A 24,709-nucleotide genomic window follows, 5' to 3' on the forward strand; every position below is an offset into this window, starting at 1 on the left:
AGTTACAGTTGCGAACCCGCGTTGCGGCTCAATTCCTCACCCCTACACCCCTACACCCCTACACCCTTACACCCTTACACCCGCCCCTAGTGGTGGATCAATTCTGCTCACCTATTTTGAACACACCAACAGACTTTTGCAATTCCTGCGCTACCTCTAAAGTTTTCTGTAGAGAACCTGATACATTGTAAGAGAAATCCGAAGTGCGTTCTGAAACTTTGGCAATATCGCTCATCAAAATAGCCACAGTACTAGAAGTCTGAGCTTGAGATATTGTTGTATTTGAAATCAATTGCAGTAATTGGTCAATCTGGCGAGACACCTGTGAAATTTTCGCAAGGCTAAGTTTGGCATCTTTGACAAGATTTGCTCCCTCCAAGACTTCGCTTCTTCCAAACTCCATAGCCTTAACCACATCGTTAGTTTCGACTTGGATGTTCTCTAAGATTTGTTGAATTTCTAGTGTTGCTTGGGCAGACTGCGCAGCTAATTGACCAATTTCGTCTGCCACCACACTTAACCCGCGATTTTCATGACCTGCTCGTGATATCTCTAAACTAGCGTTGATCGATAACAAGTTGGTTTGCAAGGCGATTTGGTTAATCAATGACACAACTTTGGAAATTTGTTGGGAAGATTGACCAAGACGATTTACCTTGTCAGCTGTTTGTGTGACTGTATGTTGTAAATTCAAGATACTTTTGACAGTGCGATCCATTGCTACTTCACCCTCTGTAGCTATGTCAGAAGCGATCTCAGCAACTTCTGCCGCTTGATGGGCGCTATCTGCCACTGCTTGAATTGAGAGGGACATTTGATTAATCTCTGCAACGGTGCGGGTAATCTCTTGAGCTTGTTCGAGGGCTTCACTTGCCAGTTGCTGGGTGGCATTTGAGTTTTCTCCAACGGAAACATTCACCTGTTCGGCAGCTTTTTTAACAGCAGTGACGATTTGTCGTAAGTTTTCGATGATAGAGTTAAAAAAATCAGCTATTGTACCAATCTCACCTGCACTCACCTCAGCCCTGACAGTTAAATCACCATTAGAAGCCGCTTCAATACTATTGATCATTTGTATCAATTTTTTCTCAAGTGCTTCTTTTTGTTGACGTTGATCCTGCGAAACAGCCTCAACTTGTTCTAGCAGAGTCGCTTGATCTAGAGCAAATCCAACTTGGATTGCTAACTGTGCGAATAAATTGATTTCCCACTCTTGCCAAGCACGAGGTTTTTTACACTCATGAGCAACCAGTAAGCTAATCAGCTGCTTTCCTTGAAAAACTGGTGCGATTAAACTTGCCTTGACTGCAAATTTTTCTAAAGTTTTTATGTGACAAACTGTAAATCCGGCTTGGTAGATGTTATCAATAGCACGCACGCGACCATTTTTGTAGTGTTGTATGTAATGCTCACTCAAACAGGGATCATTCATCTGTGTATCGATCATTTTTGCCCAACCAGCAGCAATAGATTCTGATACGATATTTCCACTTCCTACATCGTTAAAGCGATATACGACTACTCGCTCAGTTGCAAGTAAGTTTCGGATTTCTTCAACTGTTGTCTGGAGGATATCTTGCTGTTTTAAAAATTGACGAATCCGCAGGGTGATTTCTGTAAAGATTTGTGTTCGCTTGACTTCAGCTTCTTGGCGAGAAGAGTGTTCTGCTTGTTCGGTGACTAGAATCTTGAGTTTCTCTGCCATCAAGTTGATTGCAGGACCTAAAGAAGCGAGTTCGTCTTCTTCTGCATCAATTTGGGGTTCTCCTGAACCTGGTTTTCTGAGCACATTAGTTGTATTCAGGATTGGACTTATGCACCATTGAACTAAAAAAACAGCGATCGCAACTACCAAAGCTCCTATCATTCCAATCCAAAGTAGCATGCTTAGGAATGAGTCTTGTTGGTTGGCAGATGTAGTAACTTTATTTACAGCAAAGATCACCTCTGAATTTAAGTTTGGCAAAACTCTTGGTGTTCTCCAAACCACGTAGTTTGTTAACTGGTATGCACTATCGATTATGTAGCGATTTAAGACTGCTTGCTGTTGTTCAAAAGTATTATGCCGTACCAGAGGATTTACCAAAATCAGTAGAGCAGCCGCTATTTGAATTTTTTGATCATCCTCAAGGATCGCTTGAGGTACCTCATTTGCTATAGCAGAGGTTTTGGTTTGTTGAACTTCGGTTATTTCCTGACTAATCGATTGATTCCCAAAGTTATGAGGCGTTGTCCTAACAGCCAGTAATGGAAGTGTGCCAATCGTAATAGCTAAAGCTGTCACTTTTAAGACAATACTTTTTCTAATAACTTTAACAATACAAGTACAATCAAGCTTCCGTGAAGGCGCTAGATTTCGCTCGTCGTATCGACGATTCTTCAACATTGTTTTACCTGTTAAATATGTAATTTTACTGAAAATATCTCTTTAAGTAGTTCGTATCGTAACAATACTGAACAAGATAACAGTGTGATCATAATCACTAAAAAATAGTGACAGACGTACTGTTATGAACCACTGTCATTTGCTACTTCTTAAGTCGGTGCCTGCCCGGTTTCTTTCGTCGTTTACATTGTAGCTGCGTATCACATAACATGCTAGTACACGACTACTTCTTTAGACGAAAATTTACTAATATATTTTGTAAAAGAATCCCAATATCTGCTGTAATCTTAGTTTAGCAATGTATACCTTATCAGACGATACACTTAAGAAATTTCCATGAGAAGAAATAGGATTCCTGTTCAATTGGTTTGGGCAGTAGTCGTCATCTGTGTACTGCCTAGCTTGCTGAATCTATTGGGAGTAGATTTTGGTTCGCCCTCACAGACTTTTGACGTCTTAGTGTCAAATATAACTAAAGACAAAGTGATTGATGTTATGCACCACACTTTATCTGGGAGTTTTACGCACACTATCTTAGAGTGGAGTGCGTTTTGTACAGCAATCTTCACAGTAATTTTATCTTTGATACACTTCTATCTTAAGGCTGATGTCGTTACTCCGATCATTGGCATAGCACTTTTTAGCTCTGGATGCATGGATGCATTTCACACTTTGGCAGCTGATAGATTAATTCAGGGTGTCGCAGATAACCAGAATCTCATCCCCTTCACTTGGGCAATCTGCCGACTTTTCAATGCTCTGATTCTGCTTGGTGGAGCAGGCTTTTTTTTGATTGCTCAGCCAGTGAGATGGAAAAGGGGTATCAGTTTGGTGGTACTTTCGAGTCTAGTTTTTGGTGTCATTGCTTTTTGGGTTGTATCTATCTGCGCCCGCAGCGCAACTCTACCGAAAACCATATTTCCTAACTCTATAGTGACTCGTCCGTGGGACATTGCTCCACTGTTACTATTTATCTTTGCAGGTTTTGTTGTTTTCCCTCGCTTTTACAACAAATATCCAAGTTTGTTCTCTCATGCGCTGATTATCAGCGTTATTCCCGAAGTAGCCACTCAACTCCATATGGCTTTTGGTTCAAAAGAACTGTTTGACAACCATTTCAACATTGCCCATTTTCTCAAGATTATTGCTTACTTAGTGCCGTTTATCGGATTGATTTTGGACTATATACGAACTTATCGAGAAGAGGCAGATACAGCTAAGGAGTTAAAACAAGCTATGGGGGTGTTTAATTCTATTTTGAGTGAGTCTCGTTGATCAGTAGAGGATGTGTAGGTTGAACAACAGAACGTGCTACGTCATGGGAATTGTACAAAGCGATCGCGCTTAGGTAGGCTTTAGGGTTGGGGTGAGGAAGAAACAATACTCTTTACCCCTTAATCTTCCGTATTTACAACCGTTGAAAGCTACACTGGTTACCATTTTTCTCGACACGAAATAATTCAATATCGTCACTGTTATTAGGCTGCATTCGGTCTCCATTAGAGTCAAACTTAATTTGCCCTGTGTAGCCTTTAATGTTTAGATTCTTCAAATCGAAATACTGTTTTTAATATATTAAAAGCAACTTATGGAAGAAATGCTTCTTGAAGAGTAAATGCAAAAAGAAATGCTTCTAGCTTCAGTCAAAACCCTTCCAGCAGTTGTAATAATTTCTGCGTCGCTCATGCCTCTACGACAATCTTCATCATGCCCAATCGCTTTTAACAAGTCGTCGATGATAGCATAGACGCTAATTATTTCACTTAGCATATACCCCTCCAAATGTTCTTCCTGGAGGGGATTTTATTGCTTAAGTGACTATATGCGATCGCCCACAAGAGTAACTAGCAACTTGGGTTAGTATCACTACCGATAATCGGGAATCCATACTTTTTAGCTGCATCAAACAAATTTAAACTTGACTCACGTCTTCCAACATTCGGGATAAGAACAACCGCTGCTGCACCTCTTAGACGTGCATTTATATCATTGCGTCTATCTAAATCAAGCTCTACAACATCTCTTTGCCCTCGAAGCAAATCTGTAACTTCTTTCTTTAAAGACACTACATAAGGATCATTTACGTAACCGATAATGACCTTCTTTTCCTGGTCATGCTCAGCATTCTTCTTTATATATTCGGCTATTTTTTTGGCAATTGATTTATTAGTGGGGCAAACTCTGAATATATAATTTCACCATCAGTCAAGTTTCCGGGACGAATATTTACTGCTGTACTAGTCGGAGATATTAAGACTAATTTATTTTTATTATAAAAATTAACAGCATTTATTGTTAAACTGCTAAAAGCGTGACCAACAACACCTACAATTTCGGGTTGCACCTTTTTCAAACTGTTAATAATTGGTTCAGCAGTATTCGTATCATTTTTATCATCTGCTATAAAAACTATGAATTTATGGTTATTTTTTTGATTGAATTCTTTCTGAGCTATAGCAACACCTAAGTTGATTCCATCTGCTGATTCCTTTATTTCTTCTTTTAAAGAAGAATTTCTTGGATTAACAGGAATAGCAACTGCTAAAATCTTAGGTCTATTTGGCTTTTGAGTTGACTGAGAAATCTCAATGGCATAATCTCGGTATACCTCAGCATTATTTTTATAAGTCAGTATTTCGGCATTATTTGTATTCTGTTCGTGAGCAGTAGTCAAGTTATTAACAGCCTGATTCAATAAAGGAATACCAGCAGCTACAGCATTTTTATCTTGCCCATTTCCAAATTTTGTGCACGCCTCTTGCAATTTCTTAGTTCCGCTTTGTGCTGGATCTAAGTTTCTATCGTTCTCATTTAAAATTTTGTCTCCATAACTTATATTGTCAGGAAGTCCTGTAGGACAAAGTGCAACTTCTGGGGATGAAGAAAGAATAGATATAATCCAAATTATGAGAACTATTCCTAAGCCTGTTAACATCAGCAGCAAGAATTTTATTAGAGGGCGAGGCTGTACAAATCGACAAAATGAACGTATAAACCTTGAGAGTGGATTAGTAACTGGCTCAGGCGGTTCTATTGGAGGAGATACTACTGGTTCAGGCAGTTGTGGTTCTGGTTCAGATGCAATTAACTGCTTAGGACATGCTCCTATGGCTTCTAAGTCGTGAGCATAATAATTTTAACTCTTTTATCAAAACATTGATCAATGTAACTGTCCTACTCTCAGGTATAGTTTTGCTTTTCCTGGGATTCCAGGTTCTAATTTGGTCAATCTTTGCCCTGATATTTTTTGTACGTATATTCTCCTCAGGAGGAGGAGGGGGTTATACAGGTGGTGGTGGTTCAGATGGAGGTGGTGATGGAGGTGGTGATGGAGGCGGTGATGGAGGCGGTGATGGAGGGGGTTGTGGTGGTTAACGTCTCCTTGATACCGTAGGGTGAGTTTTTGACACTCTCAGCCCTAAAGGGTCTGAGATTCTGCTAACAGAATCATAATCAACTCCTGCTGCGCCCGTCAAACGACGCCTAGACAATCAATACAACTACCTTTTTAGGGTGTTGCAATCATGGTTACTTTTAATTTACATGCTTCGGAATCTGTCACTAAGCCTATTCCCGGTACGCTCAATATCCTGCATTGCTTTCCCTTTACTGTCATACTGACGCTATTTCTAGCCATTGTTTCTAGGGGACGGTATTTCTCCGGACTAGGACATTTCAACACGTAGACATTTAATTCTTACTCACATATTTTTATAGTCTCATGGAACGTCCATTTTGTTCCTGCAAAACCACGGGGGTTAAAACCCCTCGTGTCGTTTCCCTCTCAGATCTAAAGATGCTGGGTTTCCCACATCCCGCGAGGTTTCTATGAAAAACAAGATCCCCGACAACTCCCACTAAGTCGGGGATCCATATCTTCAATTTTTACAACTCAAATAGGATTGCTATATATGTTTACAAGGTTGCAAGAGCCTTGACTCACATTTCAAGCAGCACAACAAAGAGGGGCAGGTTTGAAACCCGCCCCTACGTCTTCCGATATTCTCCGCCCAACAGATGCTGCTACGGGCTTTAAGCTATGAACCAAATTCACCATATCTTCTAAAGACAGGGCTTGACGTGCATCAGAAACAGATTTTTCTGGCTCTGGATGACACTCAATAATTAACCCATCTGCCCCACAAGCAATAGCCGCCTTAGCAAGAGGTGCCACGAGTTCACGTTTACCAACTGCATGAGATGGATCTACAATCACAGGTAAGTGAGTTATCTGCTTGAGAACTGCCACTGCTCCTAAATCTAGTACGTTGCGGGTGTAATTGTCGAAGCTGCGGATACCTCGTTCGCACAGTACCACATCAGGATTTCCGTGGCTTAAGATGTATTCAGCTGCCATAACGAATTCTTCAATTGTCGCTGCTAAGCCGCGTTTGAGGAGTATCGGCTTACCTGCTTGTCCCAATGCTTTGAGTAAATCAAAGTTTTGCATGTTGCGGCTACCCACTTGAAGCATATCAACATGAGCGGCTATTGCTTCTATTTGAGAAATTGCCATCACCTCAGTGACGACTGGAATATTGTAGTGCGATTGCACTTGAGCCAAAATTTCCAGTCCATCTTCTGCCATTCCCTGAAAAGCGTAGGGAGAGGTGCGGGGCTTGTAAACACCACCACGTAAAGCTTGCACAGGTGCGGCGGATAGCTTTTGAGCTACGGTTTCCATTTGTTCGGCGCTTTCAACAGTGCAAGGTCCACCGATAATCACCAGTTCTGTACCACCAAAGCCGACTTTGTCTGAAAGGTTGACGACTGTTTGATGGTCAGGATGAGACTTGGCAGCTAGTTTAGCACTATTCATGGTTGGATTCTCCTAAAAAAAACAAGAAATGAGAGGTTAACAAAAAAGCCCAGAACCTTTGCTGTTCCGGGCTTTAAAGATTCATCGACATGATGCTATCTACCCGGAACTTATTCGGGACCAAAAATAAAAGCCATAAAACCAGGTATTGAGATAGACCATCACGATAAAATTGAACTCCTTAAAAAAACAAAAACCGCAGAGTGCGCTCTGCGGTTCACCGGGCGGTTTCCATTAGGAAACTGAATTCACCCCCGGTGAACCACCTTAAACCAAAAATAAAAATAAGAATGACTGCGATACATTTGTTAGGCGCTTTGTTGGATAACTTAATTTTCACTCATACTTTATGACGCTAGCATAGACAACGAGTTCCGTCAAGAAAGCCAGAACGCGTGAAAAAGCGTTAAACTTAGTACAATTGATCCGAATTAATGCATATTGCTAGTAAAGGTAAAATGTCATTACGGAGCGCGCAGCGGGCAAAGGAGGGCATACGGAATGCAATATAGACGCGTTGCTTTCTTCGTGTCTCCTTGGGATGAGCGCAGCTTGCTGTAGATTCTGTAGAAGGCTTCGCGTAGGGTAGTGTCGCGTAAGCGCAAAGCGCACGCAATCATGGGTTCGCGTAAGCGTGTCCCTTTGGGACTTACGCGCAGCGTCTCCGTAGGAGATACAAAGCAGCGTGTCCCAAGGGGACTGAGTAATCACAAAGACTCTATTTTACGTTTTTATCTGTTGACTACTTGTCATCTTATTTACACAAGTTTCAAAATATATTTCTTTCATTGCTTATAAAGAAATAATAAATGTATGAATCCTGAACGAAAAATTGGATTATTTTTACCTCATTATTAACTCAATTAATACTTAAAAAAACCCCATTCTTAAGCTGTCAAAAATCTTCTCTGTATACAACTAGGAACTAGACCAATTGCTAGCAGGTTGTTTTTTTCCGGATTAAACTTTGAATGCATGAATGCGTGAATTGCTTATGATGCCAAGTTCTAAAATCTTAACTACATCTTTTCATGATCAAGGAGTTTATCCCTGCCCAGTCTGTCGTGTGGGTAAGATTACTCATATGCCATTAATGGAGGCTATGTCTTGTGACTTCTGCCAACAAATTTTTACTGCCAACGTAGAACAGCAACAAATTAAAATGCCATCCAGACAACCACCTCTGATTTGGTATTGGAATGGTTTTCATTGGACAGAAGCCCAAATAGAAGGTGTAGAACTTGGATGGGGCTACATAATAGCAGCAGTTGCTTTTGTACTCTTCCCAACTGTTTTAATTGGGATAGTCGCTTATAATTTTCCACCATCACCAGAAACTCCCCTATCTTGGTTACCATATGTCTGGACAGCATTAACTTTTTTGTTACATTTAGCAATTATTATTTGGCTTTTGATTGAAGTTTATCAAATTCCAGTTGGGGCGTATTGGCGAGCTATACAACAGCGTTTCCTTGGTCGGTGATGATGAGATATATCTACTGTGCCCAGAGCAGCGCCTTGCGGTGAATCCAGCGCTGCCAAGAGTTGTGCCTTGCGGTGAATCCAGCGCTGCAGGCGGGTTTCCCGCCGTAGGCGACTGGTGAACCCGGAGGGAGCCAGTACTTGATGAGGGTTTCCCTCACTTGGTATCTGGCGTCGGGTTAAGCGCGTTGTGGCAACTAGCCCCGATAGGCGTAGCCGTGCCGCAGGCATAGGGGGCGCTACGCAAACGGAGAGGGTTTCCCGCCGTAGGCGACGGGCGTTCCCGGAGGGAGCCAGTCCTTGATGAGGGTTTCCCGACAGAGGATAAGAGCGTTGGGGTTCCCAAGGCACGTTTTCGGGGGAAGCTTCCCCCGAAAAGCGGCCGCCCCGTTGTGGCGACTGCGGAGGGTTTCGCGCCGCTCAAGACTTGCTCACGGAAAGCCGGCAACGGGAACGCCCCGTTTCTTCTAGAGCGGGAAGAAATTGTCGCCTTACCTTAGCGCCTCGATTTCCCCCCGGCTTCTCACGAAACTGTTATAGAAGCTATATAAGAATGGGAAAAATTATAGCAAGAGGTCTAAAAGTTACGACATAACAAAAAAAGTAAAAAAATATTAAGTAATATATTCTTTATCATCAAATCAAGAAGCAATTCAAATTTAAATTACGCAAAGCATCGGGTTTGATACTTGTTTGTAGAATGCTTACTATATTCCCTTATTCCCTCGAAAGACTGTCTTTGTTAGTATGCAGGTATACTGTAATAAAATAGAAAGTCACAACTACTCAAATGTTGTCTCCAGCTAAGCAAATATACTAAAACATATCGGCTTTAGCCAAAATCACCAAACAGCAAAAAAGTTTGACAAATGATTCAGCCGCTAAACGGTTGCATCACTCATAATTAAGATAATTTCCACCGAAACGTCTTATGAGCGAGTTCGAGCAGTATTATAGAGTTTTGGAATTAGAGCCTGGGGCAACATTTGAGGAAGTGACCCAAGCTTATAAAGATTTGGCTTTTGTATGGCATCCTGATCGCCTGCCAAAAGACAATACCCGTTTACAAGAGAAAGCGCAAAAAAAGCTACAAGAAATTAATGAGGCTCGTGAGCAATTGCGCTTATCGAATATGAAGTATCAAACGTTACAATATTCTGCCTCACACTATTCAGCAGCGTCTGCACAGAAAAATCCAACCGAGAAAACCTATCAACATTCAGCAGCGTCTGCACAGAAAAATCCAACTGAAAAAACCTATCAACATTCAGCAGCGTCTGTACAGAAAAATCCAACCGAGAAAACCTATCAACATTCAGCACCATCTGCACAGAAAAATCCAACCGAGAAAACCTATCAACCACCACACCCAAACCCAGACTTAAGCGGAAAAGACTATAGTCGGGCAAACTTACAAAATAAAGACTTATCTGGCAGAAACATGAGTTATGCGAACTTGAGTGGTGCCAATCTCAGTGATACTTTCATGCATAAAGTGAATCTTAGAGGTGCAAATTTGTCTGAGGCAAATTTATTTAGAGCTAACCTACTTTTAGCTGATCTCCGAGAAGCCAATTTCCGGGGTGCTAATTTAGTTGGAGCAGATTTGAGCGGAGCAGATTTGCGGGGAGCGAACTTCATGGGAGCGCGGATGAAATCTGGTGACAGACTTCTTGTTAAACTGGTTGGAGCTAACTTAGCTGGGGCAATCATGCCTGATGGCAAAATTTACGAATAAGTTAAGACAATGAACGTTGCGATTATTGGTTGCGGATATGTCGGTTGTACAATTGCTCGATATTGGCAACAAACAATGACTTTTGTAGTCACTGCTACTACAACCACTCCTGAACGTGTCCCGGCGCTGCAAGCAGTAGCCCAACGAGTCGAAGTCGTCAAAGGAAATGACCCAGAAGGTCTAAAATCAGTCTTGAAAAATCAAGATGTTGTGCTTTTGAGTGTTGGTGCAAAGAGTGCCGATGTTTACGAAGAAACCTATCTACAAACTGCTCAGACTTTAGTCTCTGTTCTTAAACAGATTCCTAGTATACAGCAACTCATATACACAGGCAGCTATGCTGTTTATGGTGACAGACAGGGAGCATGGGTGGATGAAGAATCACCACCAGCACCTGCTAACCAAAATGGACAAATTATTTGCGATACCGAGCAAGTTTTACTATCAGCATCCAGTGCAAACCTCCGTGTTTGTATTTTGCGATTGGGAGGAATTTACGGTCCAGGTCGAGAACTGGTAAAAATCTTTGGTCGATATGCTGACACAACCCGACCTGGCAATGGCAAGGATACAACAAATTGGATTCACCTTGATGACATTATTGCTGCTATAGAGTTCGCTCGTAACGCTCAACTGCAAGGCATTTATAACTTAGTTGATGATGCCCATCTCACAACTGGGGAATTACTTCAAGGTGTGTTTGAAACACACAATCTACCCAAAGTCACATGGGATTCCTCCCAAGAGAGTAAGCGCCCATATAACGCCAAGGTGTCTAATAAAAAGATAAAAGATGCGGGATATGAATTAATTCATCCCCAGATAATTTTTTAGCTCTTCTTAGGTGCAGTCCCATGATTTCTCAACAGAAAACAGTATCTCCTACCCACTTCTACAATTGGAAAAATTATCGCTGCGCCTATGAGGTTGATAACCCAACTCAATCAACTCGCGAGGGTATTCCCCTATTATTAATACACCCGATTGGCGTTGGCTTATCCCGGCAGTTTTGGCAGCGTTTTTCCAGCGAATGGTATAAACAAGGTCGTCGCAATCCCATTTACAACCCCGATTTATTGGGATGCGGTGAAAGCGATATGCCCCATGTGGCTTACACTCCAAGTGACTGGGCAGAACAGTTGCAACACTTTTTAAACACGGTGGTGCAAAAACCTGTCATTTTGGTCGTACAGGGTGCTTTATTTCCAGTTGCAATTGAATTAGTTCAAAAAGAACCATCCAACTTAATAGCCGGACTTGTATTAGCTGGTCCTCCCGGTTGGGCAATCATTACAAAGAAAACACCTCAATGGCAAGATAAACTTATCTGGAATCTATTAGATTCGCCTTTGGGTAATGCTTTTTATCGCTATGCCCGAAGAGAAAAGTTTTTGCGTGATTTCTCAACACGTCAACTGTTTGACTCAGCAGATGCAGTTGATGCTGAATGGATAAACACCTTGCAACAAGGTGCAGCAAAGAGTGATAGTCGTCATGCAGTTTTCTCTTTTTTAGCTGGTTTTTGGCGCAAAAATTATAGTCAAGCGATCGCTTCTATTAAGCAACCAACGCTGGTCGTTGTTGGGGAAACAGCATCAAATATTAGCAAAGAAGGTAAACAAGAAAAACCAGATGAACGTTTAGCTGATTACCTTGCTTGTTTGCCAAATGGTCGTGGAATCAAAATTCCTGGTAGGAATGTTTTACCATATGAGTCAACTGCTGAATTTGTTGAGGCGTTAGCGCCGTTTATCAACGATATTTCATAAATCTCCCCACCCTGCTTTCCTTCATGCGGGTGGGTGTTTGAGGTAAAAATGTGCAGGAATCGTGAGTCATTATTGATAGAAATGGAGGACTATTTCGAGAGGTTTGGTGTCGCAATTTCTGGCCAACTCTCAAAATTGCGCCTCACCCAATCCATACCTACTTCATTATTTAGCTTAATTTTTTGGGGTGTATTCGGATAAATTTTCCCCAAAATATCTGTATCTTGCTCAACCACGACTTTAGCAAAGTTGAGAAACGTCTGCCCAAAAACCTTAATTGTGATATTGTTAGCTAACCCATACATCAGTACGTAAGTTCGTGTCCGAGTTTTGGACTCTGGGACAAACAAGTGGATTTGAGCAACTTTACCAAGTCCGTTTTCCGCATGAGCTATGACTAAGGATGGAAAGTGATTTTCCAAATGAGGCTTAAGAACTTTTGGTAGCAACAACACACTTGGATTTTTCAGTTTTTCACCCAAGCTAGCTGGTGCTGTTGGCATTTCATAAAATGCATGGGAGTGATGCCCGTTATCAATAAACGATTCAAAATGCACTTCCTCAATCCTAAATAAAGGTCGATGAGTTCCGTTTTGGTGATTGTAATCGTGCATATTTAGCAGCATACTCAGTAAATCAGTCTTCACACTCGTATCAGATGTATGACCGATAAACTCATATTTGGAGGCAATTTCATTCAAGATATTGGGAATCGGTATTTTGGGTTCAAAGCCACCGTATGACCAAATAAAATCTCCCTGAATAATCAGTTCTAGGGGTTTGAGTTGTGGCAGAGTTTTCTTGTTGGAACCGGGCAAAATTGTGCAACCTTCACTATTAAACTCAAGTGCATGAAAAGGACAGACGACTGCACTTGATTTATCTTCACGTTCTTGGCACCAGCCTTCAGATAACATAGCACCCATGTGTGGACAAGCATTGGGCAGGGCATTCACTTTGCCTGTTTTATCTTGCCAAAGGACATAATCACTGCCGTAAAGAGATACTTTTTTTGGCTTGTTGACTTCCAACATAGACTTATGTGCCAATAGCCAGGGCGCACCAGCAAGCATAGACATGATGTTAAACTCTCCTTATTTAATAAAGTTCACGAATTGGCAATCCAAATATGACGCAAGCAGATTTGACTTGCGGTGGATGTACAACGTATATCTGACGTATGTTGAAATGCCTCTATCAGGCAACTCAATTAGGCTCAGGTAGAATCGTCAAATAAAATGTGACCAATTATTCGCTTTTATTTTAATTTATGAGTAAAAGTTCATATTTGTCAAGAGGAATATTGGAAAGAATGTAACGGTGTAGAGAAGATAACTATGAATTCGCCAAAAAAGAAAAACGCATCTATGCGCCGTCAACCTAAGCAAAAGCGCAGTCAGGAACGTGTTGATCGCATTTTAGACGCGGCAGCCGAGGTTTTTGATGAAGTGGGTTATGAGGCGGCGACAACTCATGCGATCGCCCAGAGTGCTAACACAGCCATAGGTTCGCTTTACCAGTTTTTTCCAGACAAATTGGCGATTTTCCATGCTTTGGAATTGCGTCATGTAGAGCGAGTACACGCGGTATGGGCAAAGCTGGATCAGCCAGAAATCATTCAACTTCCGTTTGAGAGATTTATCCGCACTTTAAGAGCAACATTCCAGCAACTTTTTGAGCAACCCACGTCTCGGATGGTTTTTGTTCAATACTTCACTTCCCAAGCTATCTTCCAAAGCATTGATGATAGCTTTACCGAGGAAGCGATTAACTTTACAGCAAAACTACTGCAAGCGCGTAATCCTGCCTTGAGTACTGAACAGTGCCATTTACTAGGTGAAGTCTGTACCCATGCCTTTAATACTTTGCTACTCCATGCACTCCGCAGCAATGAAACCCACCGCCAGCAGATTTTTGAGCAAATCGAAGCGTTACTGATAGCATACTTACGCCCTCATGTCGGGGATGAACTTTTGCACAAAAAAGTAATGATAGTAATGAAATGTCCCCACTGTGATTCTGAGCGTATTTCTAAAAACGGGCATCGTCATGGCAAGCAGCGTTACCTCTGCAAAGACTGCGGTAAGCAATTCCCTGAAGTTTATTCATTGCAAGGATATGGAGATGAAGTCAAGCAGCAATGTTTGGAACTGTATTGCAATGGTGTTGGTTTTCGGGAAATTGAAAGAAGAACTGGAGTCTCACATAATACGGTGATTCATTGGGTGAAGCAGACTGGTACCAGTTCATAGCAATCTATTAACCCAGTTGCTTCAACCCACCAAGTTATAGGTGCATGATTTATAATCCGTTTAACTTTGAGTTGTACTTAGGAAGTCAACTCGGCTGGCTGTTCCTGTGAGGCTCACAGTGTGATAAGTTTGTAGCTGACCTTCAAGGATAGGAGAACCGCCGCGTTTGGGAGTGCGCTTGGTGGTCAAAATCGCCTCGGTCTGAATGGGGTTCTGTTGACTAGATGGCAGATTAATAGTTGGTACTAGCAGAGTCAGCCGGACTTCCTTCCCTGTATCACCGTCAGGTTCGACGAGTACTGTAACTAGCTTACCAATCGCGGTATCTAGGGTGCTGATTTCCTCCCCTCTGAATTGGCGGCTGAGGTTGTGAGTGTTATAAGTGAACTGCGCCTCACCGATGAAACTAGTTGTCGAGTAGCTGATCTGTGTGTCTTTGGCGTGGAGTTCAAAGTTATTCGGCTCATTGATTTGTTCGGTCATAGTTGTGTCCTCATTTTGGTAGTGTTAGTGATTTATTTATATAGATGCGTGATACGCATGATTGCGTCTGCCCTTTGGGCAATCGCCCTATTGATAACCTGCTGTATTGTTGATAGCTGTAATTAAAATCAACTTATGCACTTGCCCTACGCCCAAAATCACGGGAGAGTGCGTTAGTTGGATAGTCAACCAGGGCAATGCCACTAAGTAAAATTGATCGCCTAGGAGCGAAATACTTTCACCGAGGAACAGGAGTAGGAAGTCGCGTACCAACAGCGGCTGCCAAATCAGCAGTCGGTTTTTGCTTGGAACTGTTGATTTTCCCATTATTGAACTACTTTATCAGGATTGTTCATGACGCATGGTTTTTGATGAGAGTTGATGGGTTGACGCACACCAGCCTTAAGTTCTCTAGCTTCATTGTTAACCATTGAGCCAATTGAGAATAAAGTTTGACAGCTTGTCTTTTGACACAAGCACCTGCTAGACGTACATTAATTTTTCGACTGTCTACTGGGTGCAGTCTAGCTTTTAAGGATGTGAGGGATTTCGGTGAAGCAACACAAATTATTTCATTGGATGTGGTTGAGTTTGACAGCATCAGTCTTTGTAGCTTTCCCTGCCAAGGCTGACGAGGTGCAACAGAAGACTGTCCAACCCAATACTTCCAACTCCAAATCTCCCATAACCAAAATTAATCGACTCAGCGAAATTCCTCTACCTGCTACCACCATTAAACAGTGGCTGTCTCAATCTCCGACGATTGATTTCCAGCCTCAATCTCTGATTCAAATAACAGGCGTCCAACTCAATTCAACAGCTGATGGCATTAATGTCATCCTCAAAACTGCTGGAGGTAAGGCACTTGCTAGTTCTAGCTCCACTCAAGGAAATAGCCTGATTGTTAATATTTCTAATGCTCAGTTGCAGTTACCACAAGGCAAAGAGTTTCGTCAGGAAAATCCAAGCGCGGGTATTGCTGCTGTGACTGTGACTGCTGTTGATGCCAACAGCGTGCGGGTGACTGTAACTGGTATTGACAAGACACCTGTCGGCAAGGTGGTTCAAAGTCAGCAAGGTTTGATTCTCAGCTTGACGACTCGATCAGAGCCAGCAATTGAACTCCTTGTCACCGCAGAAAAGCGACCAGAAAATGTGCAGGATGTTCCTATCAGTATTACCGCCATTCCAAGACAAGAAATTGAAGATGCTGACATCACTTCAGTAAGTGGTATTTCTGCCAAGACGCCAAATTTTGCTACCTTCACCCCCAGCAGCCGCAACTTTATTCTATACAGCATTCGGGGCTTAAGTAACTTTAACTTTCTCTCTAGAGATCCAGTAGCGTTCTATGTAGATGATGTTCCCTATGATTACGCTGATTTCTTGAATGTAGACCAACCCGATATTGAACGAGTGGAAGTGCTGCGGGGTCCTCAATCTACCCTTTATGGTAGAAACGCCGAAGCGGGCGTGGTTAATATTATCACTCGAAAGCCTACTGACAAATTTGAATTTAACGGTAGCGCTAGTTACGGTAATTATGACACTCTCGATCTCCGGGGTGGTATTAGTCGACCTCTAATCGAGGATAAACTGTTTTTCCGCCTCTCAGGTAAATATGGCTCGCGAGACGGTTATGTACAAAATACTTTTACAAATAAAGATATAGATTACCAATCGGGAGAAACTGGTCGCGCTCAAGTGCTTTGGACTCCCTCAAAGGATTTGGAGGTTTCTTTTAATGCTTCAGTTGATAATTATCGAGATGGCGCTCCCGCTTATGTTTTTTTTGGACAGCGAGACCCCTATAAGATACAGCAAAACTTCGATGGTTTTAGTGACCTCAATTCTGATACTCAATCACTAAGAGTCGTCTACAAACAGCCAGACTTTCGTTTAACTTCAATTACTGCTCGGCGTTTCTCCGGTCAAAAGTTTGAAAATGAACTTGACTTAACAACACGTGATATTCTTACACAGGTAGCGGATCTCGATTCAACAGTGTTTAGCCAAGAAATTCGCCTGCAATCTCCTGAAGAGGCAAAGAGTTTCCAGTGGTTGTTTGGAGGTTATTTTGAATCTAGAGATTTTAACGTAGGTGCAGATGGTGTGAGATACGGGGCTGACGCACCAGCATATTATCAGCAGTTAGGTTTCACCCGTATCCCCGGACGCAATCAGACAAGCGCCGCGATTAACGAAACCACCAAGGCTGTTTTTGCTCAAGCTAGTTATACACCCATTGATGCTCTGACGCTGACTGCAGGGTTGCGATATGAATCTTTTAATAGCTACTTGGACAACAGACAGGATACTTTTATCCCAGCCAATGGTTCCGCTCCTACCTCCAGTGGGCAAATTAATGATATCGAGAAAGACGCAGATATACTTTTACCACGTTTTGTTGCGGAATATCGCTTGAATCCCAAGATTATGGTGTATGGCTCTGTCGCTAGAGGATACAGACCGCCTGGGGTGAATTATCGAGGCGTAAATCCGCAAGAGTTGACATATGAGGCAGAAAAATCTTGGAATTACGAAGTGGGTTTGAAATCTTCTTGGTTGGATGACCGATTAAATGTCAATTTGGCTGTATTTCATAATCCAGTGCAGAACTTTCAGGTGCCTGTACCTAATCCTGCCTCAGGCTTGTTTGCAGACGTTGCCAATGGTGATGTCAGTATTACTGGCTTTGAACTGGAGGCCCAAGCAACTCCGATAGATAGATTGACTGTGAGCGCTGGATTTGGCTTTAGCGATGCTGAATTTACCAAATACACCAACCCCTTTACAGGTCAAAACTTTAATGGGAACAGGCCTTCTTATGTACCAGATTTTACCTACAATCTAGCCTTGCAATACCGCGCACCCACAGGCATATTTGCCAGGTTAGAACTGCAGGGATCGGGGACAACGTATCTTAATGATGCGAATCAGTACAAACAAGGTCCTTGGGCGATCGTCAATGCCCGTTTAGGATATGAATTAAATAATTTAGGTATCTACTTTTTTGCTAATAATATTTTTGGGACTGAATATCCAGTTATACTAAGCACGGTTAGGAAATAGACTTTAGTGTGCGGCGACGAGTGAGTATTATAGACAAGGGTCACGTAAGTGCGTGAAGCGTTCGCGCAGCGTGCGCCTTTGGCGCTTAGCTATCCCGAAGGGAATCGCTCTATTGGGAGCGCTTTGCGCCCGAAGCGTTTTCTTTGTTATTTATGCTCCAAATTGACTTTACGCCAGAAGAAACCTCTCATCTGCACTATGAACGTTATCATCATCCCCATCCAAAGGTACAGAAAAAAATGGAAGTTCTGTACCTCAAAAGTCAGGGAATAACACATAAAGAAATTTGTCGTTTGTGTCAAATATCGAAGACGACGCTAACTAAATATATCAGGCAATATCAATCTGGAGGGGTAGAGGGGCTGAAAAACTTAGGTTATCAAGGACAACCAAGCCATCTGAACCAACATGCTGATAGTTTCAAAGAATACTTTGAAAGTCACCCGGTTTCCACGGTGGCAGAAGCAAGTGCAGTGATTGAGAGATTGACTGGTATTAAGCGTAGTCCTACACAGATTAGAGCATTTTTAAAAAGGCTCGGGTTGCGCTGTTTAAAAGTGGGGTTTATTCCGGGAAAGACTGTAGAAGAAAAAAAGATAGCTGAACAGGAAACCTATAGAGAGGAACAGCTTGAGCCATTACTCAAGTCAGCTTCAGCCCTGGAAAAAGCCGTATTTTTTGTAGATGCGGCACATTTTGTACACCGGGCATACTTAGGTTTTTTGTGGTGTTTGACTAGAACATTTATTTGTTCGCCATCCGGACGGAAGCGTTTTAATGTTTTAGGAGCAGTAAATGCAATCAGCAAAGAAATCATTACAGTAACTAATGAAACTTATATTAATTCGGAAAGTCTTTGTCAGCTACTGTTTAAACTCGCTAATTTAGGATTGAATATACCTGTAACAATTATTTTGGATAATGCCAGGTATCAAAAGTGTCAACTTGTCCAAGGTTATGCTAAAGAACTAGGTATAGAACTATTGTACCTTCCTTCTTATTCACCACAACTCAACTTAATTGAACGCCTTTGGCGCTTTGTTAGAAATGAATGCTTATACTCAAAATATTATTCAGATTTTTCGGACTTTAAGTTAGCGATCGCCAACTGTATTGCCACTGCCAACACTAATCAAAAGGAAAAGCTAGATAGCTTGTTGGCTCTCAATTTTCAATCTTTTAAAAAAGTCAAGGTCTTAGCCGCTTAGAGTATAAAGCCGGGATGAGGTTGAAACTCAGCATTAGCAAAGAAAGTGTTAAGCAATAATACTTATTGATAAAAATACGCTGTCTTAACTTTTCACAGCCCAGGTGGAATGAACTGAAATTGATGCTATGATTCGACAGGGAATAGCCGCTGGTTCATGCTATCCTGCCGATTAATGTAGATGGTAAATCTTTAAAATCAAAGATTGCCAGCACACAGGCTCAAAGTGCTGATGTTTGCCAGTCACTACACCAACACTGTTAAATAAGACTTGTTGAGGCTGCTGTTAGGAAGAAAGCACAATAACATGGCTAAGTCTCATGCTTCACAGCGCAACAAAAGTGATGCCGCAAGGGATCACGCCCTCAAAGGCGATCGCCCAGAAAATCGCCCACAAAATCTCATCTTCTATCTAGTTGCTTCCATCCTGCTGCACTCTGTTCTCTTTCTTGGAAGTGATTTTTGGCTTCGGGCTTTTGCGCCTAAGCAAGAACTCTCCAAAACAATACCAATTGAGTTCATTCAAGTTCCTCCGAATCAGACAAAGACGCCCCCGGAAACTTCACAACAGGCTGCCAAAAATTCTGTTGCAGGTGGAAAAGCAAAACCTGGAAAACCTATTTCTGCTGAGTTACCAACACAAACAGCTACACCCAAAACTAAGAGTGGTTCTGAACCCTCTGAAATATTACTTCCACAACAGACACAACAAAAAACAGTATCATCAAATCCACCTCCTCAAAAACTGCAAGCCAAACCTCAGAAAATAGCGATTGCTCCTGTCACCAAACCACTTGCACCACCAAAGTCAACAGTAGTTACACCTGAGACGATTCCACCAGAACCATCACCATCACCTACAGCAGCACCCACCACCAAACCACTCGCACTCAAACTGCGACAAAGGACAGTTACACCTGAAACCATTCCACCAGAACCCGAACCTTTGCCAACAGCGATTGCACCTAGCACCAAACCACTCGCACTCAAACTGCGACAAAGAACAGTTACACCTGAAACGATTCCACCAAAACCATCACCATTACCTACAGCAGTTGCACCCACCACCAAACCACTCGCACTCAAACTGCGACAAAGGACGGTTGTTCCTACCCCTCAACCACTAGAACCCGAACCTTTCCCAAGCACATTTGCACCCACCAAACCACTCGCACTCAAACCTCAGCAAACAGTTGTTACACCTGAAACGACACCACTAGAACCGGAACCTTTGCCAAGCATAGTTGCACCAAAACCTAAACCACTTGCACTCAAACCTCGGCAAACAGTTGTTACACCACAGACGATTCCACCAGAACCATTACCTTCCCCAACATTAGTTACACCTACCACCAAACCATTAGCACTCAAACCTCAACAAACAGTTCTTACACCTGAAACGACACCACTAGTACCTTTAACTCGTCCGGAAAATAGGAGTCGGCTTGCTGCAAAATCCCCTCTTGAAGAGTTTGAGAATAGAACCAATTCCCAAGTATCCCCAGGAACACAGCGTATATCACCATCGCGTTCTCAAAGTCAGTCAACGACATCACCACGAAAACTGTCTCGTTCTCAAACATCTTCAAAATCAGGTGGAGCAAGCCGTTTGGGTGGCTCAATGAGTGTATCGAGTCGTGATTTCGGAACCAATAATTTAGCAGCGCTGCCCAATTCCAACCGCCTCAATCCAGGGACACAAGGTATTGATGCTCGCCAAGATGTAGACATGGGCGCTTACATGCAACAATTACAAGAGAAAGTAAAGCAGCAGTGGATACCCGGACTCACCCAATCTTCCCAACGGACAGTACTCAACTTTATCGTAAGCCGAGGAGGTTTGGTAAGCAATCTCCAGGTTGTACAAGGTTCTGGATCAACCATGACTGATGAGGCAGCACAGAATGCTGTGAGCCGAGCAGTACCTTTTGCTCCTTTTCCCACAGGATATACAAAAGACTATATCAGTATTCAATTTACATTTAATATCAATGTCTACGGGCAGCTAGAGTTATGGAATGATCAATAACGTGGTTCACCAAAGCTGCTGACACAGGTTTTTACCTGTCTGGAACTTTTTTGTTTGGATTGTGTCATCATGTTTATGTAGTTTTTGTGAGTGTCGAGCACATACTGTCATGAAACGCTTACTGACGGCGTTTTTTGTAATAATGAGCACAAGCGTTGTAGCTCATCCTGCCTTAGCCAACGAAGAAAATGTGTCTCCTGCCGTAACTAACAACGGTCAGGCTGCTGCTCTTGTGACTCAACCAGCTACGATTAATAGTGGAACAGTTACTGTCACAGACCAAACTAACAATCTCAGAAAAGTTTCTGACTCAATCGGGGTAGTACGCGAGTCACTATGCAAAAAGATTAACCCGCTTGAGCTGATCAAATCTCCTGGCAATACCTTCAAACAATGTTTAGAGGAAACAAATAAACAAGCTGATCAAATCAACCAGACTTCTCAACCTGCAGAGCAGTTTGAGTATTTCAAGGTTCCAAAACTCGAATCTGGTGTTAATGTCACAGTGACTAAGTTCTAAGAGCGTGTTGGCAGAGCATCGATTTTTTGCGCTCAAAAAAAATAATAATACCAGTGAATTATCTTATCAAAAAAATATCATTGGTATAATTTATACAGATATTTTGGGAGTTGCAAATGTGGCTTGGGTAGCAGGCGATCGCTTACAAGGTGGAAAATACACTATTGAAAGAGAGTTGGGACGGGGACGCTTTGGCATCACTTATTTAGTCAAAAATAGCAAGAGTGATCGCCTAGTCATTAAAACCTTAAATGATGAACTGCTCAGATCCTTTACCCAGCAGGAACGCGAACGCTTAGAGACGATGTTTGGGCAGGAGGCGTTAAAACTTCAAAAGTGTAAGCATAAGCATATTGTACAGGTTGTAGAAGTTTTTAAGGAAGGAGAGCATTGGTGTCTGGTAATGGAATATGTGGATGGGGTGAGTTTGGCTGACCTCCGTCCACCAATACTTTCGGAACAAGAAGCACTAGGTTACATTAAGCAAATTGGGGAAGCGCTGATAGTTGTACATCAAAATGGACTGATTCATCGGGATGTGCATCCGGGAAATATCTTGTTGGGGAACCGAGAAAGGCAGTCAGAAGCCGTGTTAATCGATTTTGATCTAGCTCTAGATTTTGACCATATCTTAACCACAAGCCGAACCAAGGAAACTTCTGATGGATTTACGCCCCCTGAGCTTTACGCTAAAGGTACTATAGCTCGTGCGTATAGCGATATTTATTCACTGGCAGCTACGCTCTATAAACTTCTGACGGGGATAACACCTGTCAATGCGGTAAAGCGCAAAGTGGATGGTGAGCATTTAGTGTCTCCAAAAGAATTCAATCCTCAGATTAGCGATCGCACAAACCAAGCAATTTTGACGGGGATGAAGCTAGATCCAAAGGAGCGATCGCAGTCAATGCCGGAATGGCTCGATTCTCTAGGATTAACTGGAGAAACTCGCCAACCTGAATCTGCTGGAGTTCCTAACACCAACTTAAATCAAGAGAAAAAAATCAATTGGACAGCGATAGCAGCTATTGGAACCTTACTCTCAGGCATTGCTGCTTTGATTGTTATTTTCAAACCATCTCCGCCCACAAGCCCACCGTCACTGTCTCCCGGTCCCTCATCTACCAAAACACCGTAGAATGAGCTAAACTTTCATCAGGGTGCTGGCATTAAAGTAATTTTTTAAGTATTTTTTCAGACTTAGAGGTGTTCATGCCTTGGACAGCAGGACAATGCTTGCAAGGTGGCAAATATGTAATTGGGGAAGTCCTGGGGCAGGGGGGATTCGGGATTACTTACAAAGCGTTGCATATTGAGCTAAACCAGACGGTTGTTATTAAGACACCCAATGAATATCTCAGGCATGATCCTGAGTATGACAAGTACATAGAGCCATTTATCAAAGAAGGGCGGACACTGGCACGCTTATCTCAAGACTCCCATCCTCACATTGTGGGAGTGATTGAGCTGTTTAAGGAAGGTGCAATCCACTGCTTGGTAATGGAATTTGTTGAGGGAGAAAATTTGTTTGAAGCGGTGAGGCGTAGAGGAGCTTTAACAGAAGCGGAGATCTTACCTTGCATCTGCCAAATTGGGGAAGCTTTGAGCGTAGTGCATCAAGCAGGGTTAGTACACCGAGATGCCCACCCTGGAAATATCATGTTGCAGAGAAATGGCAGAGCGGTTTTAATTGACTTTGGAATTGCCAAACAAGTAGTTCCCTCAACTATTAGTTCAACTAACAAGCATGGTCATGAAGCCTTTGCGCCATATGAGCAGAAGGTCAGAGGTAGTCGGGAGCCAACTGTCGATGTTTACTGTCTGGCTGCTACACTCTATTATGCAGTGACAGGTCAGCGTCCAACAACCTCTTTGGCTCGCAAGCTCGATAATGCTTCTCTAAAATCACCTAAACAAATTAATCCAAGCATTAGCGATCAATTAAATCAAGCAATTCTCAAGGGTATGGCGCTGGAGGCAAACGACCGCCCTCAGTCAATGCAGGCATGGTTGACAATGCTAAAAGCACCAAAAGCAGTGCCTCCACCTTTAGTTGATATCAAGTTGCAATCAAAGGTATCACCTGTCATTGCGAGTGAAACGAAGTGGAACGAAGCAATCTCCCCTAAAGCGCTACTACAACAGAACGTAACTTGGTATGAGCCAGTTCATAAAACAGAAGTAGTTCGTCGCCAATTCGACGAGTCAAAGTCAAAACCAGCTACTAAATCACCTAGAATTATTCCTTGGGTAAGGTTGGTTGGTATATTGTTTATTTACATATTTATAGGCTACTGCTTGGCTTTCTTTCTCTCTAAGGCTCCGTTATTTTGGGTGGTTTGTACTTGGGCTTTTGTTTGGGCTTTTGTTTGGTGGGCTGTGGCTGTTGCTGTGACTTTGACTTGGGCTGCTTGGGTTTGGGCTGTGGCTGTTGCTGGGACTTTGTTTTGGGCTAGGACTTTGTTTTGGGTTGTGGTTTGGGCTTGGTTTGTGGCTTCGATTGCAAGAAAATTACAAGAATCCTTTAGCAAGATTCATACCTTTCTGATTTTGGCTGGCACTTCTAATCTAGGCTTGAGTTTGGGATGGTTAGGACATAGGATTTTTCATACAGGTTCATAGTTTTATCATCTGAAGCTAACTGGCAAAACATTTTGTAGCTGTTGTATCGACTGGAGAAGCGATGCAGTAGCGACAAGCCGAGAAAGCGTCTACGCACCTGTAATATCAGGTTCGGTTAAAGACTTATCATTACCAAGCTGCACCGAACCCCTCCCCTCAATCCCCTCCCCTTAGCAAGGGGAGGGGAGGTTTTGGCGTCAGACAAAACCGGGGTGGGGTTCTTCGGGATTTATAAGCAATTAAGCGAACTTGATATAAACCACAGTCCAAAAATATTAGGCTTCTGGTTCAACACCAAGCGATTGATTGCTCTTAAGAGTTTCAACAATC

General features: G+C 42.5%; 23 protein-coding genes and 1 pseudogene. 14 read left to right on the forward strand and 10 right to left on the reverse strand.

What is annotated here, in order from left to right:
* Positions 1-97: 97 nt before the first annotated feature.
* On the reverse strand, positions 98-2,386 hold the full coding sequence (locus DP114_RS09110) for a methyl-accepting chemotaxis protein (RefSeq protein WP_171975940.1): 2,289 nt from the start codon (positions 2,384-2,386) through the stop codon (positions 98-100).
* Between the two features lie 336 nt (positions 2,387-2,722).
* On the opposite strand from DP114_RS09110, the gene DP114_RS09115 reads away from it, so the two are divergent.
* Positions 2,723-3,661: an MASE3 domain-containing protein gene (locus DP114_RS09115; RefSeq protein ID WP_171975941.1), complete on the forward strand. Its 939-nt coding sequence runs from the start codon at positions 2,723-2,725 to the stop codon at positions 3,659-3,661.
* Positions 3,662-3,794: 133 nt separating this feature from the next.
* Here DP114_RS09115 and DP114_RS09120 read toward each other — a convergent pair whose 3' ends face one another.
* The 4 genes and pseudogenes from DP114_RS09120 to DP114_RS09135 all read right to left on the reverse strand — a co-directional run bounded on the left by DP114_RS09120 (position 3,795) and on the right by DP114_RS09135 (position 5,321).
* Complete coding sequence (locus tag DP114_RS09120) at positions 3,795-3,938, reverse strand: hypothetical protein (protein ID WP_169266388.1); 144 nt, start codon at positions 3,936-3,938, stop codon at positions 3,795-3,797.
* Positions 3,939-4,042: 104 nt separating this feature from the next.
* Positions 4,043-4,156 (reverse strand): annotated as a pseudogene (locus tag DP114_RS36555) (IS982 family transposase); the annotation flags it as partial.
* A gap of 74 nt (positions 4,157-4,230) precedes the next feature.
* Positions 4,231-4,425: a hypothetical protein gene (locus DP114_RS09130; RefSeq protein ID WP_216669983.1), complete on the reverse strand. Its 195-nt coding sequence runs from the start codon at positions 4,423-4,425 to the stop codon at positions 4,231-4,233.
* Positions 4,426-4,529: 104 nt separating this feature from the next.
* Positions 4,530-5,321: an ABC transporter substrate-binding protein gene (locus tag DP114_RS09135; RefSeq protein ID WP_169266386.1), complete on the reverse strand. Its 792-nt coding sequence runs from the start codon at positions 5,319-5,321 to the stop codon at positions 4,530-4,532.
* Between DP114_RS09135 and DP114_RS09140 the strand changes: the two genes are divergently transcribed.
* Together DP114_RS09140 and DP114_RS09145 are read left to right on the forward strand one after the other, a co-directional pair.
* On the forward strand, positions 5,293-5,511 hold the full coding sequence (locus DP114_RS09140) for a hypothetical protein (RefSeq protein WP_169266385.1): 219 nt from the start codon (positions 5,293-5,295) through the stop codon (positions 5,509-5,511). The genes DP114_RS09135 and DP114_RS09140 overlap by 29 nt on opposite strands.
* A 31-nt stretch (positions 5,512-5,542) precedes the next feature.
* The gene (locus tag DP114_RS09145) at positions 5,543-5,761 is read left to right on the forward strand and encodes a hypothetical protein (RefSeq protein ID WP_171975121.1); all 219 of its coding nucleotides are present in this window, start codon (positions 5,543-5,545) and stop codon (positions 5,759-5,761) included.
* Between the two features lie 571 nt (positions 5,762-6,332).
* Here the strand turns inward: DP114_RS09145 and aroF are convergent.
* Positions 6,333-7,205 carry a 3-deoxy-7-phosphoheptulonate synthase gene (aroF, locus tag DP114_RS09150; protein ID WP_169266384.1) on the reverse strand — a complete coding sequence of 291 codons (873 nt, stop codon included), beginning with the start codon at positions 7,203-7,205 and terminating at the stop codon, positions 6,333-6,335.
* 997 nt (positions 7,206-8,202) lie between these two features.
* On the opposite strand from aroF, the gene DP114_RS09155 reads away from it, so the two are divergent.
* Complete coding sequence (locus DP114_RS09155; protein WP_169266406.1) at positions 8,203-8,688, forward strand: hypothetical protein; 486 nt, start codon at positions 8,203-8,205, stop codon at positions 8,686-8,688.
* Here DP114_RS09155 and DP114_RS09160 read toward each other — a convergent pair.
* Positions 8,631-9,038 carry a hypothetical protein gene (locus DP114_RS09160; RefSeq protein WP_171975942.1) on the reverse strand — a complete coding sequence of 136 codons (408 nt, stop codon included), beginning with the start codon at positions 9,036-9,038 and terminating at the stop codon, positions 8,631-8,633. The genes DP114_RS09155 and DP114_RS09160 overlap by 58 nt on opposite strands.
* Before the next feature lie 580 nt (positions 9,039-9,618).
* On the opposite strand from DP114_RS09160, the gene DP114_RS09165 reads away from it, so the two are divergent.
* From DP114_RS09165 to DP114_RS09175, 3 genes are read left to right on the forward strand one after another with little or no spacing between them, the layout of a single operon-like run.
* The gene (locus DP114_RS09165; protein ID WP_169267053.1) at positions 9,619-10,425 is read left to right on the forward strand and encodes a pentapeptide repeat-containing protein; all 807 of its coding nucleotides are present in this window, start codon (positions 9,619-9,621) and stop codon (positions 10,423-10,425) included.
* A gap of 9 nt (positions 10,426-10,434) precedes the next feature.
* Positions 10,435-11,259 (forward strand): SDR family oxidoreductase, encoded by an 825-nt coding sequence (locus DP114_RS09170; RefSeq protein ID WP_169267052.1) that lies wholly within the window; start codon positions 10,435-10,437, stop codon positions 11,257-11,259.
* Between the two features lie 20 nt (positions 11,260-11,279).
* Entirely contained in the window at positions 11,280-12,194 is a 915-nt protein-coding gene (locus DP114_RS09175) for an alpha/beta fold hydrolase (protein WP_171975944.1), read from the forward strand.
* A gap of 89 nt (positions 12,195-12,283) precedes the next feature.
* Here DP114_RS09175 and DP114_RS09180 read toward each other — a convergent pair whose 3' ends face one another.
* Positions 12,284-13,267, reverse strand: a complete 984-nt coding sequence (locus DP114_RS09180; protein WP_216670012.1) for a Rieske 2Fe-2S domain-containing protein — start codon at positions 13,265-13,267, stop codon at positions 12,284-12,286.
* Between the two features lie 264 nt (positions 13,268-13,531).
* On the opposite strand from DP114_RS09180, the gene DP114_RS36560 reads away from it, so the two are divergent.
* Positions 13,532-14,446: a TetR/AcrR family transcriptional regulator gene (locus DP114_RS36560; RefSeq protein ID WP_216669984.1), complete on the forward strand. Its 915-nt coding sequence runs from the start codon at positions 13,532-13,534 to the stop codon at positions 14,444-14,446.
* Positions 14,447-14,506: 60 nt separating this feature from the next.
* Here the strand turns inward: DP114_RS36560 and DP114_RS09190 are convergent, their stop codons facing one another.
* Together DP114_RS09190 and DP114_RS09195 are read right to left on the reverse strand one after the other, a co-directional pair.
* On the reverse strand, positions 14,507-14,929 hold the full coding sequence (locus DP114_RS09190) for a hypothetical protein (RefSeq protein ID WP_171975946.1): 423 nt from the start codon (positions 14,927-14,929) through the stop codon (positions 14,507-14,509).
* An 87-nt stretch (positions 14,930-15,016) separates the two neighbouring features.
* Positions 15,017-15,256, reverse strand: coding sequence for a hypothetical protein (locus tag DP114_RS09195; protein ID WP_171975122.1), 240 nt, complete (start codon positions 15,254-15,256; stop codon positions 15,017-15,019).
* 225 nt (positions 15,257-15,481) lie between these two features.
* Here DP114_RS09195 and DP114_RS09200 point away from each other — a divergent pair, with 225 nt between their 5' ends.
* From DP114_RS09200 to DP114_RS09225, 6 genes are all read left to right on the forward strand, one after another.
* On the forward strand, positions 15,482-18,001 hold the full coding sequence (locus tag DP114_RS09200) for a TonB-dependent receptor domain-containing protein (protein WP_171975947.1): 2,520 nt from the start codon (positions 15,482-15,484) through the stop codon (positions 17,999-18,001).
* Positions 18,002-18,153: 152 nt separating this feature from the next.
* Positions 18,154-19,209, forward strand: a complete 1,056-nt coding sequence (locus DP114_RS09205) for an IS630 family transposase (RefSeq protein WP_171975948.1) — start codon at positions 18,154-18,156, stop codon at positions 19,207-19,209.
* 306 nt (positions 19,210-19,515) lie between these two features.
* Positions 19,516-21,237, forward strand: a complete 1,722-nt coding sequence (locus DP114_RS09210; RefSeq protein ID WP_171975949.1) for a TonB family protein — start codon at positions 19,516-19,518, stop codon at positions 21,235-21,237.
* Between the two features lie 142 nt (positions 21,238-21,379).
* Positions 21,380-21,757 (forward strand): hypothetical protein, encoded by a 378-nt coding sequence (locus DP114_RS09215; RefSeq protein WP_246163094.1) that lies wholly within the window; start codon positions 21,380-21,382, stop codon positions 21,755-21,757.
* 118 nt (positions 21,758-21,875) lie between these two features.
* Positions 21,876-22,895: a serine/threonine protein kinase gene (locus tag DP114_RS09220; RefSeq protein WP_171978146.1), complete on the forward strand. Its 1,020-nt coding sequence runs from the start codon at positions 21,876-21,878 to the stop codon at positions 22,893-22,895.
* 74 nt (positions 22,896-22,969) lie between these two features.
* Complete coding sequence (locus tag DP114_RS09225; RefSeq protein WP_171975951.1) at positions 22,970-24,379, forward strand: serine/threonine protein kinase; 1,410 nt, start codon at positions 22,970-22,972, stop codon at positions 24,377-24,379.
* Positions 24,380-24,709 lie beyond the last annotated feature (330 nt).

Source organism: Brasilonema sennae CENA114, from assembly GCF_006968745.1.
Taxonomy (GTDB): Bacteria; Cyanobacteriota; Cyanobacteriia; order Cyanobacteriales; family Nostocaceae; genus Brasilonema; species Brasilonema sennae.

Coding starts and splice junctions, on each gene's coding strand:
- aroF (WP_169266384.1), bottom strand. CDS start 7,205: ATGAATAGTGCTAAACTAGCTGCCAAGTCTCATCCTGACCATCAAACA.
- DP114_RS09175 (WP_171975944.1), top strand. CDS start 11,280: ATGATTTCTCAACAGAAAACAGTATCTCCTACCCACTTCTACAATTGG.
- DP114_RS09225 (WP_171975951.1), top strand. CDS start 22,970: ATGCCTTGGACAGCAGGACAATGCTTGCAAGGTGGCAAATATGTAATT.
- DP114_RS09110 (WP_171975940.1), bottom strand. CDS start 2,386: ATGTTGAAGAATCGTCGATACGACGAGCGAAATCTAGCGCCTTCACGG.
- DP114_RS09115 (WP_171975941.1), top strand. CDS start 2,723: ATGAGAAGAAATAGGATTCCTGTTCAATTGGTTTGGGCAGTAGTCGTC.
- DP114_RS09165 (WP_169267053.1), top strand. CDS start 9,619: ATGAGCGAGTTCGAGCAGTATTATAGAGTTTTGGAATTAGAGCCTGGG.
- DP114_RS09215 (WP_246163094.1), top strand. CDS start 21,380: ATGAGCACAAGCGTTGTAGCTCATCCTGCCTTAGCCAACGAAGAAAAT.
- DP114_RS09195 (WP_171975122.1), bottom strand. CDS start 15,256: ATGGGAAAATCAACAGTTCCAAGCAAAAACCGACTGCTGATTTGGCAG.
- DP114_RS09205 (WP_171975948.1), top strand. CDS start 18,154: ATGCTCCAAATTGACTTTACGCCAGAAGAAACCTCTCATCTGCACTAT.
- DP114_RS09210 (WP_171975949.1), top strand. CDS start 19,516: ATGGCTAAGTCTCATGCTTCACAGCGCAACAAAAGTGATGCCGCAAGG.
- DP114_RS09135 (WP_169266386.1), bottom strand. CDS start 5,321: ATGTTAACAGGCTTAGGAATAGTTCTCATAATTTGGATTATATCTATT.
- DP114_RS09170 (WP_169267052.1), top strand. CDS start 10,435: ATGAACGTTGCGATTATTGGTTGCGGATATGTCGGTTGTACAATTGCT.
- DP114_RS09155 (WP_169266406.1), top strand. CDS start 8,203: ATGCCAAGTTCTAAAATCTTAACTACATCTTTTCATGATCAAGGAGTT.
- DP114_RS09180 (WP_216670012.1), bottom strand. CDS start 13,267: ATGCTTGCTGGTGCGCCCTGGCTATTGGCACATAAGTCTATGTTGGAA.
- DP114_RS09140 (WP_169266385.1), top strand. CDS start 5,293: ATGAGAACTATTCCTAAGCCTGTTAACATCAGCAGCAAGAATTTTATT.
- DP114_RS09190 (WP_171975946.1), bottom strand. CDS start 14,929: ATGACCGAACAAATCAATGAGCCGAATAACTTTGAACTCCACGCCAAA.
- DP114_RS36560 (WP_216669984.1), top strand. CDS start 13,532: ATGAATTCGCCAAAAAAGAAAAACGCATCTATGCGCCGTCAACCTAAG.